Below are 16245 nucleotides of genomic sequence, written 5' to 3' on the forward strand. Positions count from 1 at the left end.
CAGCCGACCCGCGGAGGGCAGCCGGCCCGCGGGCGGCTCGGCGGGCTCGGGCGGGCGCCTGGACGGTGGACCGGCGGGCGGGCCGTCAGCCCACGGCTCGGCGGACCTCCCCCAGGTCCAGGGCCGGGCCCGTCGGGAGCAGGCGGAGCATCGCCTCGGGGGCGTCCGGGAGGGCCCCGGGCAGACCCAGGGCCGAGGCGGTCGGTGCGTCCGCCACCCCGTGGGCCGTACCGGCGGAGGAGATCAGCCACACCGTCCCGCCCCCGGTCGGCGACACCGACCGCACCGCGCCGCCCGCACCGACCACCGCCCGGACCCGACCTCCCGCGACCGGGACAGCGCCGGTGAGGGGCAGGGCGGGGAGCACGGCCAGCCCCGCCCGCCCGTCCACCCAGGTGGCACAGGCGATCCCGGTCGGCGCCTCCCATCTCGGGGCGGCGGCGGGCCAGCCCGTGGCGGCGAGCGTCGTCACCCGGGGCACGTCCGCCACTGCCGACGGCGGCACCTCCCGCGGCCCCGCCCCGCCCTGCGCGCGCAGGACGTCGGCCAGGGTCGCGGGCACCTCCTGGACCCCGTCGGGGACCACGGCGAGGTAGTGGCGGGATCCGTCCACGCCGGTCGTCGCCAGGACGTCGCCGACCCGGCCCGGCGTGCCGGGCGCCGCACTCCCGCCCGGGAGACGCGGGGACCGCAGCGGCGGGCCCTCGGGCACGGCCGACAGCACCTCCGCCCCGACCGGACGCACCGGTACCCCGGCCAGGCCGAGCGCGCCGACGACGGCGCCGTCACCGGGATCGACGGCGTGCCGGACACCGTCGAGCACCGCGTACTCCTCCCCGCCGGGCGCCCGCACCCGCAGGGCACCCACGGGGGCGACGGGCGCGAGGGTGCCCGCCAGCACCACCGGGCCGTCGCAGACCGCCCACCGCGCCGGGATCGCGGGTCCGCCGAGCCGCACCCCGGGCGTGGCCGGGAGGTCGACCGCGCCCGTGCGGGGGGCCTCGCCGAGATCCTCGTCCGGCACGAGCACCGGTTCGGCCGCGGGAGCGGGCGATCCGAGCGCCGCGAGCACCAGCCGGGCGGCGAGCAGGTCCGGCACCGGGACGAGCCGGTCCGGGCCGTGGATCACGGCGTAGACCGCCCCGGAGCCCCCGGCCACCACCACGGTCTGGCCCGTCCACTCCGGCGCCGGGGCGAGCTTCGCCAGCACCCCCGCCCCGGCCAGCCCGAGCAGCGCCAGCAGCACCCCCACGACGGCCGCCCGCCGCTGCGCGCGCAGCTGCTCGTGCAGCGGGACCGGATCGGCCCTGACCAGCGCGGCCTCGAGCCGCCGCATCCCGTAGCGATGGGCGTCGGCCTGGTCCCGGGTCGCGGGCGGCGGCATCTCCTCGGCGGGCCGGGAACCGGCGACCGAGGCCGGGTGACCGGGAGCGGGGGGCGGGACCACTCCCGGACGCTAACCAGCCGGCCCCGCCTCCCGTGGCGAAACGGGAGAACTACTCCGCGACGCCGATGTCCTCGTTCCACAGCTCGGGCCGCGCGGCGATGAAGTCCTCCATCAGCCGCACGCACCGCTCGTCGTCGAGCAGGGTCACGCGCACGCCGTGCTCCTCGAGCCACGAGTGCCCGCCGGTGAAGGTGCGGCTCTCCCCGATCACCACCGCGCCGATGCCGAACTGCCTGATCAGGCCGCTGCAGTACCAGCACGGCGAGAGCGTCGTGACCATGGTCGTGTTCCGGTAGTCCCGCTGCCGCCCCGCGTTCCGGAAGGCCGCCGTCTCCCCGTGGACGGAGGGATCGTCATCCTGCACCCGGCGGTTGTGGCCGCGCCCGAGGACCTCGCCGGCCGGGCCGACGAGCGCGGCCCCGATCGGGATCCCTCCCGACGCGAGCCCGGCCCGGGCCTCCTCGATCGCGATCTCCAGGGCGGCAGCGGGATCCATGCCCGCAGCCTAGGGGGCGTCCGACACCCCCTAGAGAGAGCGCTGGTAGCTGCGGAACGCCCGCGTGGCCAGCCCGCACATCACCACGGCGAGCAGGAGCAGCCAGCCGAGCCGCGGCAGGACCGCACCCCACTCCGGTACCGCCGCGAGCGACTGCCGCGAGGCGACCACCGCCCAGTCCACCGGGTTGTACCGCGCCACCACCTGCACCCAGCCCGGCGAGAGCCGCGTGTCCATCAGCGCGGACGACACGAACTGCAGCGGCAGCACGATGAACTGCGAGATCCCGATCAGCGCCTCCTGCTGGCGCAGCAGCAGCGCCAGCGCGTTCGACAGCGCGGCGACGACCACCGAGATCAGGCAGGCCGCCACCAGCGTGACCAGCACGCCCACCGGGGCGAACCGGGCCCCCGCCGCGAGCGCGATGGCGAACACGACGAGCGTCTGCACCACCGTCGTCAGGGCCTGGTAGGCCATCGTCCCGACGATCATGGCGGCGCGGCTGACCGGCGAGGCGAGCAGCCGGTCCATCACCCCGCGCTCCATGTCCGCGATGTAGACGGTCCCGGCCCATCCGCTGGAGAACAGCGCGGTCATGATGATGACGCCCGGGGTGAGGAACTCCAGGTACGTGCCGCCCACGGCGAACCCGGGGATGTCCACGACGGACCGGAAGAGCTGCCCGAACAGCAGCAGCCAGATCACCGGCTGGACGAGCGTCATGATCGCGAACGCCGGCTGGCGCAGCAGCGCGCGGACCGAGCGGCCGGTGAGGAATCCGGAGTGCCGGGTGGCGGTGAGGACGCTCATGCCGCGATCTCCCGCCCGACGTGCGCCAGGTAGACGTCGTCGAGCGACGGCCGCGCGACCGTGATCGACAACGCCGCGACCCCGGCCCGGTCCAGCGCGGTGAGCAGCGACGGGACGGTCCGCTCGCCGTCGATCCGGGCGCGGATCCGCCTGCCGTCCGCGACGGTGTCGCGCAGCCCCGGCACCCGCTCGAGCGCCGCCAGCGCCCTCGACGGGGCCTCCACGTCCAGCGCCACGGTGTCCCCCCGCAGCGAGCTCTTCAGCTCGTCCGGCGTGCCCTCGACGACGATCCGCCCGGCGTCGACGATCGCGACCCGGTCCGCGAGCCGGTCGGCCTCGTCGAGGTAGTGGGTGGTGAGCAGGACCGTGACCTGCTCGTCGGTGGCGAGCCGCGCGATCTCGGCCCACATCGCCGCGCGCACCTGCGGGTCGAGGCCGGTGGTGGGCTCGTCGAGGAACAGCACGCGCGGCCGGTGCACGAGCCCGATCGCGACGTCGAGGCGACGACCCATGCCGCCGCTGTAGGTGCTCGCCCGCCGGTCGCCGGCGTCGGCGAGGTCGAAGCGGTCGAGCAGGTCCCCGGCGCGCGCCCGCGCGTCGCGCCGGGACAGGCCCTGGATCCGGGCGGCCAGCTCGAGGTTCTCCCGGCCGGTCGCCATCGGGTCGCTCGACGCCTTCTGCGACACGAGCCCGATCGCGCGGCGGACGGCGTCCGGGTCGCGCACCACGTCGACCCCGGCCACGAACGCGGCGCCGGAGTCGGGCCGCGCGAGCGTGGCGAGGATCTTGACGGTGGTCGACTTCCCGGCGCCGTTGCGGCCGAGCAGCGCGACGATCGTGCCCGGAGCCGCGCTGACGGAGAGCCCGTCGAGCGCGCGGACCCCGCCGCGGTAGGTCTTGACCAGGTCGACGGCCGCGAGCGCGGCGTCCGGTGGTGCCATGGCGGTGGACATGGGTGCTCCCGAAGGGTGCGGGAGTCGGCTGCGGGCACCTATCGTGACGAGTGCGCCTCTCAGACGGGCCTCGCGTCCGACTCGGGTGTGCCGCCGTCCGGTGTTGGCGCACCGGACGGCGGTGTCTTCTCGTCCGCCGGCGTCAGCCGGGCGGGAACTGCAGCAGGATCCGCCCCTCCTCCCCGAGATGTCCCACCGGATCGGCGAGGATCTCCTCGAGGCCCACGCCGGCGCCGCGCAGCTCGTGCATGCGGTGCCAGACCTTGACCCCGGCGAAGGACCCGGTCCGGATGCCCTCCGCCAGCGAGCCGACGTACTCCAGCTCGGCGCTCAGCATGGTGCGCCGGAAGGTCCCCTCCACCAGGAAGAGATCGGTCACCCCCACCGCGGTGGCCTCGGCGAGGGTCGTGTCGAGCGTGCGGAGCTCCGCGCGGAGCCGGTCGGCCCGCTTGGCCAGCAGCTTCGCCACGTCCTCGGGCGGGAGGCCCGGCATCAGCGACAACCCCGCCTCGAGCGAGGTGAACTCGCGCACCGGCGTGGACAGCAGCTCGGCGAGCCAGTCCTCGAACTCGGCGACGCCCGCGTCCGTGATCTCGTAGACGGTCCGCTCCGGGCGCCGGCCCTCGCGCGTGGTCTCCCGCGCCCGGATCAGCCCGTGCTTCTGCAGCGACTCCACGACCGAGTACAGCGAGCCATAGTTGATCCTGATGCTGTCCTCCTTGCCGCGGAAGCGCAGCGTGGAGGAGACCTCGTAGGGATGCATCGGCCGCTCGTTGAGACACGACAGCACGGCGAGCGCGAGCGGGTTGCTCACCCGGCGGCGGGCCATCTCATCACTCCTCGACCTCGATTACTCGAATCAGAGTATTCAGTGACGAGTACCGGACGTCAACGGCTACCCTGATCCCGTGCCTCCCGCGGACCCCGTTCCCCCCGCGGACCCCGCTGCCCCCACGGACAGGGACCTGCTCCGCCAGTACGAGCCCGTGCTCCGCTACACCGCCGGCGAGCTGTTCCTGCCCGTCGCGGTGGAGGACTTCGTGGCGCGCTGCTCGCTGTGGGAGGAGCCCGGGGACGTCCCGCTGGTCACCGCGGGCGAGCTCACCCTGGAAGGGCTGGGCGAGGCCGGGCGCCGCTACCGCGAGCGCCGGCTGCACCTGCGGTTCGTCCAGAAGTCGTTGCGCGCCAAGGAGGTCCGCCGCTGGCGGCGGACCGAGCGGCCGAGGCTCGGCGGGATCGGCCGGTTCGCGGCGGTCGGCGTGATCGCCCGGCTGATCGACGTCGTGCTGCGGCTCTCGCTGCTCGTGCGCGGCAAGGTGCCCAACGGGCTCGTGGCGGCCGCCCACCGCAACGTCCGTGAGCTCACCGGCTCGACCTACTACGGCCGGATCGTGCGCACGGCGGGCTACACGGTGCTGCAGTACTGGTACTTCTACGCCTTCAACGACTGGCGCTCGACCTTCCACGGCGTCAACGACCACGAGGCGGACTGGGAGACCGTGGCCGTCTACCTGGTGCCGGACGGCTCCGGCGACCTGCGGCCCGCGTGGGTCGCCGGCTCGTCGCACGACCACACCGGCGACGACCTGCGTCGCCGCTGGGACGATCCGCTGCTCGACCGCTGCGGCGAGCATCCCGTCCTCTACCCCGGCGCCGGCTCGCACAGCCACGCCTTCATCGCGGGCGACTACGTCGTCAACGTCGGGCTACCGCCCGTGCGCGCGGTGCTGCGGGCGATCCAGCGCGTGCGCCGCTTCCTCATGCCCTTCGCCCCCGAGCCCGGGACCGGCGGCTTCGACATCCCCTTCATCGACTACGCCCGGGGCGACGGCGTGGTGCTCGGCGAGGGCGGCGCCGCGTGGCATCCCGTGGTCGTCGACGACGAGACCCGCTGGATCCGGGACTACCGCGGCCTCTGGGGCCTCGACACCCGCGACTCCTTCGGCGGCGAGCGCGCCCCCGCCGGGCCCCGGTACGAGCGCGACGGCAACGTCCGCCGCTCCTGGGCGGACCCGCTCGGCTGGGCCGGCCTCGACAAGGTCCCGGCCACCCCCGAGGAGGAGGCCGAGGTCCTCGAGGAGCGGATGAAGATGCTCCAGGGCCGGGTGGACGAGCTGGAGAGCGAGATCGAGGCCGAGCGCATCGGGGTGCGCGGACTGCACGCCGAGATCCGCTACCACGCGGAGCGCTCCGACGCCGCCGCCGGCTATGCGGGCCGGGTGGCGGAGCTGGAACGCCGCGAGGCGGAGCTCGCGGGCATGGTGGCCGAACGGGTGCGGCTCACCGAGGAGATCGACGTCCAGGCCGACCGGCTCGCGGGCGACCGTCCACCGGGCCCGCCGGACACCCACCTGCGCCGCCCGCACCTGCCCTACGTCGTCCACGCCGACGCCCGCTCCCGCTTCCTGCGGGTCTGGGCCGCGCTGTCGATCCCGTTGCTGATCGCGGGCCTCGGCGCGCTGCTCTACTGGCCCCACGCGGGCACGCTGATCTGGTTCGCCGTGGGCCTCGTGGCCTTCGCGGTGGTCGAGTCCGTGGCGAGACGGCGGTCGGTCGAGTTCGCCGCGAGCCTGGCGGGCCTGGCCCTCACCGTCCTGGCGGTGACGGGCCTGGTGATCGCCCTGCTCTCCGGCTGGAAGTTCGTCCTCGCCGGCGGCCTGGCCCTCGCCGCCCTCGTCCTGCTCGTGGTCAACGTGCGAGAGCTCCGCGGCCGCTGACGTCCCTTGAGCGAACGGCGCTCTCGCTCATACCTAGTGAGCGAAGGTGCCGCTCGCTCATCCGCGTGCCGCCGGGCGAACGGGCCGCTCGCTCATACCTACTGAGCGAGAGTGCCGTTCGCTCATCCCTGGGCAGCGCGGACGTTGCGGGTGACCGCGGTGCGGGCGGCCAGCTCGGAGTCCGGCGGGTAGTCGACAGCGACCAGGGTGAGGCCGTGGGCGGGCGCGACCGCGACGCCGGACTCACGCGACGTTCGGGCGAGCAGGGAGGCGGGCCAGTCCACCGCCCGGCGGCCCCGGCCGACGTCGAGCATCGCACCGACCAGGCTGCGGACCATGCTGTGGCAGAAGGCGTCCGCCGAGACGAACGCCGTCAGGACCCCGTCGGACGCGACCCAGTCGAAGCGCTCGAGGCCGCGGACGGTCGTCGCCCCCTCGCGGTGCTTGCAGAAGGCGGCGAAGTCGTGCTCCCCCACCAGCAGGGCGGAGGCGGCGTTGACCGCGGCGAGATCCACCGGGTGCGGCCAGGACACCGTGTCCCGTGCCCGCAGCGGATCCGCGCCCCACGGCGCCGTCGCCACCCGGTACTCGTAGTGACGGCGCAACGCCGCGAACCGGGCGTCGAACTCCGGGGGGACCGGCCGCACGGCCCGCACGCGGACGTCGGGCGGCAGCAGCCGCGCCAGGCGCCGGACCAGCCACGCCGGGTCGAGGTCGGCGGCGAGGTCGACGTGCACGACCTGCCCGGTGGCGTGCACCCCGGCGTCCGTCCGGCCGGCCACCGTCAGCGAGACGGGCGACCGGACGATGCGGGACAGGGCCTCGGTGAGCACGCCCTGCACGGTCCGCAGCTCCGGCTGGATCGCCCAGCCCGAGAAGTCGGTGCCGTCGTACGCGACGTCCGCACGAAAGCGAGCGAGCCCGCCACCGGAATCGGTGGCGGGCTCGGTCACGGGCGAAGGATCAGGAATCTGCCTTCTCCTGCTGCGACTTCGGCAGCGAGAACCCGGCGGCCTCGGCGGCCTCCGGGGTGGCGAACCAGACCTCGGCCACCGTGCGGTCGTAGTGCGACGATCCGGGGACGTGGTACAGCATCGAGTCCGCGTTGCCCTTGATGTCGAAGCCCTCGGGGGCCTCGGCCGGGTCCTCCAGCGGGGCGTGGCTGCCCTCGCCGTAGGGGGCCTCGTTCGTCGACGCCGACTCCTCGACCTCCGCGGCCTGCAGGGTCTCCGCGGCCTCGATCGACTCCGCCTGGGCGGCCTCGGTCTTCTCCTCGGTCACCTCGGCCGGGGTGGCGGTCGCCTGCGACGCCGCGGCGCGACGGGCGCGGTTGGCCTCGTCCGTCACGGTCTTCTGCTGGACCAGCTCGATCACGGCCATCGGGGCGTTGTCGCCCTTGCGCGGCATGGTCTTGGTGATCCGGGTGTAGCCGCCGTTGCGGTCCGCGAAGAACGGGCCGATCTCCTCGACGAGGCGGTGCACGACCGACTTGTCGCGGATGACCTTCATGATCTGCCGGCGGTTGTGCAGGTCGCCCTGCTTCGCCTTGGTGATCAGCCGCTCGGCGTACGGGCGCAGGCGGCGGGCCTTGGCCTCGGTGGTGGTGATCCGGCCGTGCTGGAACAGAGCCGTGGCCAGGTTGGCCAGGATCAGCCGCTGGTGAGCGGGCGACCCGCCGAGGCGGGCACCCTTGGTGGGCTGAGGCATGGCTACAACTGCTCCGTTTCTGCGTAGTCCTGGCCGTCGTCACCGAACGGGTCGGCGTCGTAGCCGCCGCCCTCGGTGCCGTAGTCCGAGGCCGCCAGCGACGGGTCGAACCCGGGCGGGCTGTCCTTGAGGGCGAGACCGAGGCCGACGAGCTTCATCTTGACCTCGTCGATCGACTTCGCACCGAAGTTGCGGATGTCCAGCAGGTCCGCCTCGCTGCGCCCGACGAGCTCACCCACGGTGTGGATGCCCTCGCGCTTGAGGCAGTTGTACGAGCGGACCGTGAGGTCGAGCTCCTCGATCGGCATCGCGAAGGCGGCGATGGTGTCCGCCTCCTGGGGCGACGGACCGATCTCGATGCCCTCGGCGTCGACGTTCAGCTCGCGGGCGAGGCCGAACAGCTCGACGAGGGTCTTGCCCGCCGAGGCGAGCGCGTCGCGCGGGCCGATGGAGGGCTTGGTCTCGACGTCGAGCACGAGCTTGTCGAAGTCCGTGCGCTGCTCGACACGGGTGGCCTCGACCTTGTAGGTCACCTTGAGGACCGGCGAGTAGATCGAGTCGACCGGGATGCGGCCGATCTCGGCGCCGGTGGCCTTGTTCTGCATGGCCGGGACGTAGCCACGACCCCGCTCCACGACGAGCTCCACCTCGAGGCGGCCCTTGTCGTTGAGCGTGGCGATGTGCAGGTCCGGGTTGTGCACGGTGACGCCGGCGGGCGGGACGATGTCCCCCGCGGTGACCGCACCGGGGCCCTGCTTGCGCAGGTACATCGTGACCGGCTCGTCCTCCTCGGAGGAGACCACCAGCTCCTTGAGGTTCAGGATGATGTCGGTGACGTCCTCCTTCACCCCCGGAACGGTGGTGAACTCGTGGAGCACGCCGTCGATGCGGATGCTGGTCACGGCCGCGCCCGGGATGGACGACAGCAGCGTGCGGCGGAGCGAGTTGCCGAGCGTGTAGCCGAAGCCGGGCTCGAGCGGCTCGATGACGAACCGCGACCGGGTCTCGGTGACCGAGTCCTCGGTCAGGGCGGGGCGCTGAGAGATCAGCACTGTGTGACTCCTTCTTCGAGTGCCGCGGCAACCATTATTTGATGCCGCAGTGAGCCCCCCGCCCCACTACAGGGCGGGGGGACCCTCTGGCGAGGGGTGAACAGCCTTACTTCGAGTAGAGCTCGACGATCAGCTGCTCGGTGACCTGCGTGTCGATCTGCGCCCGCTCCGGGAGCTGGTGCACGAGGATCCGCAGGTTCGACGGGACGACCTGGAGCCAGGCCGGGATCGGACGGTCGCCGACGAGCTCCTTGGCGATCACGAACGGATCCATGGCCATGCTCTTCGGCCGGACGTCGATGATGTCGTACTGCGAGACGCGGAAGCTGGGGATGTCCACCTTCTGGCCGTTGACCAGGAAGTGACCGTGGTTCACCAGCTGGCGGGCCATGCGCCGGGTGCGGGCGAGGCCCGCGCGGTACACGACGTTGTCCAGGCGCGACTCGAGGATGCGGAGCAGCTCGTCGCCGGTCTTGCCGGAACGACGGTTGGCCTCCTCGTAGTACGAGCGGAACTGCTTCTCCAGCACGCCGTACGCGAAACGGGCCTTCTGCTTCTCCTGCATCTGCAGGAGGTACTCGGTCTCCTTGATCCGGATCCGGCCGTGCTGGCCGGGCGGATACGGACGACGCTCGAACGCCTGGTCGCCGCCGACGAGGTCGACCTTGAGCCGGCGGGACTTGCGGGTGATGGGTCCGGTGTAACGAGCCATGAGTTGTTACTCCCTTTCCCTAGACCCGGCGCCGCTTGGGCGGGCGGCATCCGTTGTGCGGCTGGGGGGTGACGTCGGAGATGGTGCCGACCTCGAGGCCGGCGGCCTGCAGCGAACGGATCGCCGTCTCGCGGCCCGAGCCCGGGCCCTTCACGAAGACGTCGACCTTCTTCATGCCGTGCTCCGCCGCCTTGCGGGCGGCGCTCTCGGCGGCCATCTGCGCCGCGAACGGCGTCGACTTGCGCGAGCCCTTGAAACCGACGTGGCCGGCGGAGGCCCACGCGATCACCGCACCGTTGGGGTCCGTGATGGACACGATGGTGTTGTTGAAGGTGCTCTTGATGTGCGCGTGGCCGTGCGCGACGTTCTTCTTCTCCTTGCGGCGGACCTTCTTGGGTCCGGCCGCGGAGCGGGTGCGGGGCGGCATTACTTCTTACCTGCCTTCTTCTTACCGGCCACGGTCTTCTTCGGGCCCTTGCGGCCGCGCGCGTTGGTCTTGGTGCGCTGGCCGCGGACCGGAAGCCCACGACGGTGCCGGATGCCCTGGTAGCAGCCGATCTCGATCTTGCGACGGATGTCGGCCTGGATCTCGCGGCGGAGGTCACCCTCGACGCGGAGGTTGCCCTCGATGTACTCGCGCAGGGAGGCGAGCTGCTCGTCGGTCAGGTCCTTCGAGCGCAGGTCCTTGCTGATACCCGTGGCGTCCAGGATCTCGAGGGAGCGCGAGCGCCCGATCCCGAAGATGTAGGTGAGTGCGATCTCCATCCGCTTGTCGCGGGGAAGATCGACACCTGAGAGTCGTGCCATGCGGCTGGTGTCTCCTCATTCGGCCGGGTACTCCCGACGACCGTCCCCACTGACTAGGCAGGGCTCCGGCCCGGTTCCGGAGGTGTCACCGCAGCGCGTGTGCTGCGGCAGGTTCGTCGGGTGCCTCTGTTGAGCTGTGCTTCTCCGCGAAGAGCGGGTGATCAGCCCTGACGCTGCTTGTGGCGCAGGTTCTCGCAGATCACCATGACCCGGCCGTGACGGCGGATCACCTTGCACTTGTCGCAGATCGGCTTGACGCTCGGCTTGACCTTCACGTCTGTCGATCCTTCTGTCGAGCCATCACTTGTAGCGGTAGACGATGCGGCCGCGGGAGAGGTCGTACGGAGAGAGCTCCACGACCACCCGGTCCTCGGGGAGGATCCGGATGTAGTGCTGCCGCATCTTCCCGCTGATGTGCGCGAGGACCCGGTGCCCGTTCTCCAGCTCCACGCGGAACATCGCGTTCGGCAGGGGTTCGACGACCCGGCCCTCGACCTCGATCGCCCCGTCCTTCTTGGCCATGTCCTCCGCGATCCGTGACAGGTTTTCTTCAGTGGGGTAGTGCTGTACTGCAGGCGCACAGACCGGGGCGTGGCGGAACCAAGGAGTGCCCCGCCAACCTGCACAGCACACGACCGGAACCGGCGCCACACGGCGCGCCGACTGTCGAGTGTACGCGCGCGGCCCCGGGCGCCCCGCGGGGCCCCTGCTCGGCGGGCCCCGGACGTCGCCGGTGCCCGCCGTCCTACTCGCGGTCCAGCGCGACCAGGGTCGCGGCGTGCAGCCGCACACCCGTCGCGATGGCGCTCGTGTCCGTCCACTCCTCCGGGCAATGGCTGCGCCCGGCCCGGGACGGCACGAAGATCATCCCCATCGGGCAGAGCCGGGCCAGGTGCGCGGCGTCGTGGGTCGCCCCGCTCGGGATCGCCTCCCAGTCGATGCCGAGGCCGTCCGCGGTGGTCGTGATCGCCTGCCGGACGTCGGCGTGGGTCGGCACGACGTCGTTGTCGGTCGACCACTCCAGGTCGACCTCGACACCGAGCTCGCCTGCCTCCTCGGTGATCTGCCGGGAGAGCCGCCGCTCGGCGTCGGAGAGCCATCCCGGCTCGACGCTGCGCAGCTCCGCCTGCATGCGGACCCGGCCGGGGACGACGTTCGGCGAGCCCGGCTCCGAGTCCAGGCGCGATGTCGTCCCCACGCCGTGCACCGGCGCCCCGCACGCCACGTGGCGCACGGCGAGTACCCCTCGGGCCGCCGCCACCAGGGCGTCCTGGCGCGTGGTCATCGGCGCGGTCCCCGCGTGGTCGGCCCGACCGACGAAGCCGGCGACGAGCCGGCTGATCCCGGCGATGCCGGTGACGACCCCGACCGACGTGCCGCGTTCCTCCAGCACCGGGCCCTGCTCGATGTGCAGCTCGAGGTAGCGGTGGAGCCTGCGCGGACCCCACGCCGAGCCCGCGCCGAGGACCTCCGACGGGTCGATCCCGAAGCGGGAGTATCGCTCGGCGAGCGACACCCCCTCGCCGTCGACCCGCTCGAGATGCCCGGGGGTCAGCTCGCCGGCCAGCGCCCGGCTGCCCAGGCAGCTCAGCCCGAAGTCGTTGGACTCCTCGCCGAGGAAGTCCACCACGATCAGGTCCCGCTCGAGCCGGACGTCGTTCTCCCGCAGCAACCGGACGGCCTCGATCGACCCGAGCACGCCGACGATGCCGTCGAACCGGCCGCCCGACTCCACCGTGTCGGTGTGCGAGCCCGTCATCAGTGCGGGGGCGGCCGGGTCGCGGCCGGGCAGCACACCGACCACGTTGCCGGCGGCGTCCGAGTGCACCTGCAGCCCGGCGTCGGCCATCCGGGATCGCACCCACTCCCGGGCGTGTCCGTACGGTTCGGAGAACACGGTCCGCGTCCAGCCACCGCTCGACGGGTCGTGCAGCGCCGAGAGGGCCGTCAGGTCCTCCTCGAGGCGTTCCGCGACGGGGTTCAGCTCCACCATTCGCTCACCCATCCCCTCGTCCGGCAGCGCTACGCGGTCCGGCGGGCGAGGAAGCGGCCCCGGCCCTCGGCCCCGACGTAGCGGCCGGCGCGGGCGACGAGATCGCCCCGCGAGTAGACGGCCTCGATCACCCCGGGCAGCTCCCAGCCCTCGTAGGGGGTGTAGTCCATGCGCTGGTTCTGGGTGGCCGCCGAGATCGTGGTGGTGCCGTCCGGGTCCAGCACGACGATGTCGGCGTCCGCCCCGGGGACGATGGCGCCCTTGCCGGCCAGGCCGAACTGCCGGGCGGGCGCCGTGGCGACGAGGTCGACGAACTTCTCCAGCGACAGCCGGCCCTCCCGCACCCCCTGCGCGTACAGGACGATGAACCGGTGCTCCACGCCCGGGCCGCCGTTGGGGATGGCCCGGAAGTCGTGCTCGCCCAGGCGGCGCTTCTCCTCCAGGCAGAACGGGCAGTGGTCGGAGCTCACCACGCCGAGCGAGCCCGCCCGCAGGCCACGCCACAGCGCCTCGCGGTGGTGCTGCTCGCGCAGGGGCGGCGTGAGGACGACCTTGGCGGCCTCGAACCCCGGCGCGTCGTAGAGCGAGCGGTCGAGGGTGAGGTAGTGGGTGCACGTCTCCCCCGCCACGGCCCAGTCCCTCGACCGGGCGTCCGCGACGGCCTCGACCGCCCCCTCGGTGGAGAGGTGGACGAAGTAGAGCGGGGCGTCCGCCATCCGCGCGATCCGGATGGCCCGGTGCACGGCCTCCACCTCGGTGGCGGGCGGCCGCGCGATCTCGTGCGAACCCGGCCCGGTCCGGCCGGCGGTGACGAGGTCGGCGGCGAGCCGGTCGATCACGTCCCCGTTCTCCGCGTGGACGCAGACCTGCCCGCCGTGCGCCGCCGACGTGCGGAGCACCTCGAACATGTCGCCGTCGTGCAGCATGATCGTGCCGCGGTAGGCCATGAACACCTTGAAGCTGGAGACCCCGGAGCCGATGATCTCCGGGAACTCCTTCGTCGCGCCGTCGTACAGGTCGGTCACGCACATGTGGAAGCCGTAGTCGACGACGGCCTTGCCGGCGGCCTTGGCGTGGTGGGCGGCCAGGGAGTCCTGCAGCGTGCTGCCGGGGGTCTGCATGGCGAAGTCCACCAGGGTCGTCGTGCCCCCGCAGGCCGCGGCCCGGGTGCCGCTCGCGAAGTCGTCCGAGGTGACGGTGCCCATCATCGGCGAGTCGAGATGGGTGTGGACGTCGACGCCGCCGGGCAGCAGCAGCTTCCCGCTCACGTCGACCCGCTCGACCTCGCCCAGCGCCGCCGGGTCGAACCGCCCGACGGCCTCGATCCGCCCGTCCAGCACCAGGACGTCGGCGTCGGTGCTCCCGGAGGCGTTGACCACGCGCCCCCCGCTCAGCAGCAGCTTCGTCGTCATCGCGCTCCCCCACGTGGTTCCGGCGGTATGCCAATCGATTGGCATACCAAAGCAGCGCAACCCGTCCCCGTCAAGGGGGCGCCCTGCGCCTCAGCGCGGCGGTGCGACGGTGACCTGCGAGGACGCCCGGACGACGAGGTGGGGCACCTGCACGTCGACGTCGACCGGCCGGCCCGCCAGGGCCTCGATCAGCGCACGTGCACCCCTGCGCCCCAGCGCCTCCACGTCGAGCCGCACGCTGGTCAGCGGCACCGGCAGGTGCTTCGCGACGGGATCGTCGTTGTAACCGACCAGTGCGACGTCCCTACCGGGGACGAGCCCCTCCTCGAGCAGGGCGTGCGCCGCGCCGACGGCGCTGTAGTCGTTGGTCGCGAAGACGGCCGTGGGCCTGGCGGGCCCGGCGAGCACGTGGCGCATCGCGGCGTGGCCGTCGTCCGCCTGGAGCCCCGCGCGGACGACCCGGGGCGCGGCGCCGTCACCGAGCCGGGCCGCGACCGTGTCCCCGAAGCCGGCGATCCGGTCGCGGAAGGTCGGGACGTGGTCCGGGTCCCCCACGACCACGAGGTCGCGGTGCCCGAGCCCGAGCAGGTGCTCCGCCACGATGCGCCCGCCGGCGTACTCGTCGGCGACCACGGACGGCTGCCCGGGCGGACCCTGCCGGAAGACGGAGACGACGGGGAGCCCGCCGGGGACGCCTGCGGCCGGGCTCGCCTGGCCGATCAGCGAGTCGGCGACGAGGATCCCGTCCACGCTGCGTTCCCGGTAGGTCTCCACGGCCGCGCGGCGCACGGCGTCGTCGGACCCGGTCGAGGTGACGACGGCGAGGTAGCCGTGGGCGCGGGCCTCGTCCTCGATCCCGGCGAAGAGCGTGGCCATCGCCGCGTCGGTGATGCTCGGGACCAGCACGCCGAGCATGCGCGAGCGCCCGCTCCGCAGGGTGGCCGCGGCCAGGTGCGGGCGGTACCCGAGCTCCGCCGCCGCGCTGCGGACCCGCTCGATGGTGCCGGCGTTCACCCGCCGGGTGTCCCCGCGCAGGGCCCGGGAGGCGGTCGACCGATCCACGCCCGCGGCCGCGGCGACGTCCGCCAGCGTGACCGCGGACCGTGCAGTGCTCACCGGCGGCGTCCCCTCGTCGGGCGGGAAGTATAGGGAGTCCGGCTCATCCGGCCTGCTGGAACGAGCGCCGGTAGTCGCTCGGGGACAGGCCGACGAACTGACGGAAGTGGTGGCGCAGCATCGCCTCCGAGGCGAACCCGCTCCGGACCGCGACCTCCGCGCTGCCGAGCCGGGTCCGCTCCAGGAGCCGCTGGGCGTGCAGGATCCGCTGCTGGGTGAGCCACCGGTGCGGGGTCGTCCCGGTCTCCGTGGCGAACCGGCGCGTGAAGGAGCGCTCCGAGAGGTGGGCGCGCGCCGCCAGGTCACCCACCGAGATCGGGTCCGCGAGATGGTCCAGCATCCACTGCAGGGAGGGCCCGATCGCCGTGTCGCCGCTCTGCGGGACCGGGCGGTGGATGAACTGCCGCTGGCCGCCCTCGCGCTGGGGCGCCGCGACCATCAGCCGGGCGAGGGTGTTGGCACGGTCGCCGCCGAGCTCGCGGCGCACGACGTGGAGGCATGCGTCGATGCCGGCGGCCGTGCCGGCGCTGGTGACGAGGGAGCCCTCGTCGACGAACAGGACGTCCGGGTCGACGAGCGCGGTCGGATGGCGCCGGCGCAGCTCGTCGATGTTCTGCCAGTGGGCGGTGCACCGGCGCCCGTCGAGCAGCCCCGCCGCGCCCGCGACGAAGACCCCGGAGCAGATGGTCAGCACGGTGGCCCCCGCGGACTCGGCCGTGCGCACGACATCCAGCAGCTCCTCGGGGAACTCCCGCAGGCCGGTCGCCGGGATCGCGAGCAGGTCGACGCCCTCGGCCGCCCCGAGCCCGTGTCGCGGGGTGAGCTGCTGGCCGACCTTCGTGGTGACCGGTCTGCCGGCCGTCACCCCGCAGACCCGGAAGTCGATCGGGTCCAGACCCTCGGACCGGCGGTCGCGGCCGAACACCTCGCACAGCATTCCGAACTCGAACTCGAAGAGCTCGTCGATGACCAGGGCGGCGACGCTGTTCAGCACCCCCCGAGCATATGTCCGGATATCGACGG

Annotated in this window: 18 protein-coding genes; 1 reads left to right on the forward strand and 17 read right to left on the reverse strand. The window is 73.1% G+C overall.

Annotated elements, in window-relative coordinates; translation table 11 throughout:
- Nucleotides 1-85: 85 nt before the first annotated feature.
- From eccB to ABD324_RS34520, 5 genes are all read right to left on the reverse strand, one after another.
- Entirely contained in the window at nt 86-1447 is a 1362-nt protein-coding gene (gene eccB, locus ABD324_RS34500) for a type VII secretion protein EccB (RefSeq protein WP_344427139.1), read from the reverse strand.
- A gap of 49 nt (nt 1448-1496) precedes the next feature.
- Entirely contained in the window at nt 1497-1943 is a 447-nt protein-coding gene (locus ABD324_RS34505) for a nucleoside deaminase (protein ID WP_344427142.1), read from the reverse strand.
- 30 nt (nt 1944-1973) lie between these two features.
- A complete protein-coding gene (locus tag ABD324_RS34510) occupies nt 1974-2753 on the reverse strand; it encodes an ABC transporter permease (RefSeq protein ID WP_344427145.1) in 780 nt (259 codons plus the stop codon).
- Complete coding sequence (locus ABD324_RS34515) at nt 2750-3706, reverse strand: ATP-binding cassette domain-containing protein (RefSeq protein WP_344427148.1); 957 nt, start codon at nt 3704-3706, stop codon at nt 2750-2752. Before ABD324_RS34515 ends, ABD324_RS34510 begins: the two co-directional genes overlap by 4 nt.
- Nucleotides 3707-3848: 142 nt before the next feature.
- Nucleotides 3849-4535 carry a PadR family transcriptional regulator gene (locus ABD324_RS34520; protein ID WP_344427151.1) on the reverse strand — a complete coding sequence of 229 codons (687 nt, stop codon included), beginning with the start codon at nt 4533-4535 and terminating at the stop codon, nt 3849-3851.
- A 79-nt stretch (nt 4536-4614) separates the two neighbouring features.
- On the opposite strand from ABD324_RS34520, the gene ABD324_RS34525 reads away from it, so the two are divergent.
- Complete coding sequence (locus ABD324_RS34525; protein ID WP_344427154.1) at nt 4615-6423, forward strand: hypothetical protein; 1809 nt, start codon at nt 4615-4617, stop codon at nt 6421-6423.
- A gap of 122 nt (nt 6424-6545) precedes the next feature.
- Here the strand turns inward: ABD324_RS34525 and truA are convergent, their stop codons facing one another.
- From truA to ABD324_RS34585, 12 genes are all read right to left on the reverse strand, one after another.
- Nucleotides 6546-7376 carry a tRNA pseudouridine(38-40) synthase TruA gene (truA, locus tag ABD324_RS34530; protein WP_344427157.1) on the reverse strand — a complete coding sequence of 277 codons (831 nt, stop codon included), beginning with the start codon at nt 7374-7376 and terminating at the stop codon, nt 6546-6548.
- Nucleotides 7377-7386: 10 nt separating this feature from the next.
- The gene (rplQ, locus tag ABD324_RS34535; protein WP_486362878.1) at nt 7387-8130 is read right to left on the reverse strand and encodes a 50S ribosomal protein L17, sunset domain variant; all 744 of its coding nucleotides are present in this window, start codon (nt 8128-8130) and stop codon (nt 7387-7389) included.
- Nucleotides 8131-8132: 2 nt separating this feature from the next.
- Nucleotides 8133-9182, reverse strand: coding sequence for a DNA-directed RNA polymerase subunit alpha (locus ABD324_RS34540; RefSeq protein ID WP_344427160.1), 1050 nt, complete (start codon nt 9180-9182; stop codon nt 8133-8135).
- Between the two features lie 106 nt (nt 9183-9288).
- Complete coding sequence (rpsD, locus tag ABD324_RS34545) at nt 9289-9894, reverse strand: 30S ribosomal protein S4 (RefSeq protein WP_344427163.1); 606 nt, start codon at nt 9892-9894, stop codon at nt 9289-9291.
- Between the two features lie 19 nt (nt 9895-9913).
- Complete coding sequence (gene rpsK, locus ABD324_RS34550) at nt 9914-10321, reverse strand: 30S ribosomal protein S11 (RefSeq protein WP_344427165.1); 408 nt, start codon at nt 10319-10321, stop codon at nt 9914-9916.
- Nucleotides 10321-10701: a 30S ribosomal protein S13 gene (gene rpsM / locus ABD324_RS34555; protein ID WP_344427167.1), complete on the reverse strand. Its 381-nt coding sequence runs from the start codon at nt 10699-10701 to the stop codon at nt 10321-10323. Before rpsM ends, rpsK begins: the two co-directional genes overlap by 1 nt.
- Nucleotides 10702-10862: 161 nt before the next feature.
- Complete coding sequence (rpmJ, locus tag ABD324_RS34560; protein ID WP_015883600.1) at nt 10863-10976, reverse strand: 50S ribosomal protein L36; 114 nt, start codon at nt 10974-10976, stop codon at nt 10863-10865.
- A 25-nt stretch (nt 10977-11001) separates the two neighbouring features.
- A complete protein-coding gene (gene infA, locus ABD324_RS34565) occupies nt 11002-11223 on the reverse strand; it encodes a translation initiation factor IF-1 (protein WP_010228514.1) in 222 nt (73 codons plus the stop codon).
- Nucleotides 11224-11446: 223 nt separating this feature from the next.
- Entirely contained in the window at nt 11447-12706 is a 1260-nt protein-coding gene (locus ABD324_RS34570; RefSeq protein ID WP_344427181.1) for a M20 family metallo-hydrolase, read from the reverse strand.
- A gap of 17 nt (nt 12707-12723) precedes the next feature.
- A complete protein-coding gene (gene hydA / locus ABD324_RS34575; RefSeq protein ID WP_344427184.1) occupies nt 12724-14106 on the reverse strand; it encodes a dihydropyrimidinase in 1383 nt (460 codons plus the stop codon).
- 90 nt (nt 14107-14196) lie between these two features.
- A complete protein-coding gene (locus ABD324_RS34580) occupies nt 14197-15222 on the reverse strand; it encodes a LacI family DNA-binding transcriptional regulator (RefSeq protein WP_344427187.1) in 1026 nt (341 codons plus the stop codon).
- Between the two features lie 43 nt (nt 15223-15265).
- Nucleotides 15266-16216 (reverse strand): GlxA family transcriptional regulator, encoded by a 951-nt coding sequence (locus tag ABD324_RS34585; RefSeq protein ID WP_344427190.1) that lies wholly within the window; start codon nt 16214-16216, stop codon nt 15266-15268.
- Nucleotides 16217-16245: the final 29 nt, after the last annotated feature.

The sequence above is a fragment of the Pseudonocardia ailaonensis genome (assembly GCF_039531635.1).
In the GTDB taxonomy this organism is placed as follows: domain Bacteria; phylum Actinomycetota; class Actinomycetes; order Mycobacteriales; family Pseudonocardiaceae; genus Pseudonocardia; species Pseudonocardia ailaonensis.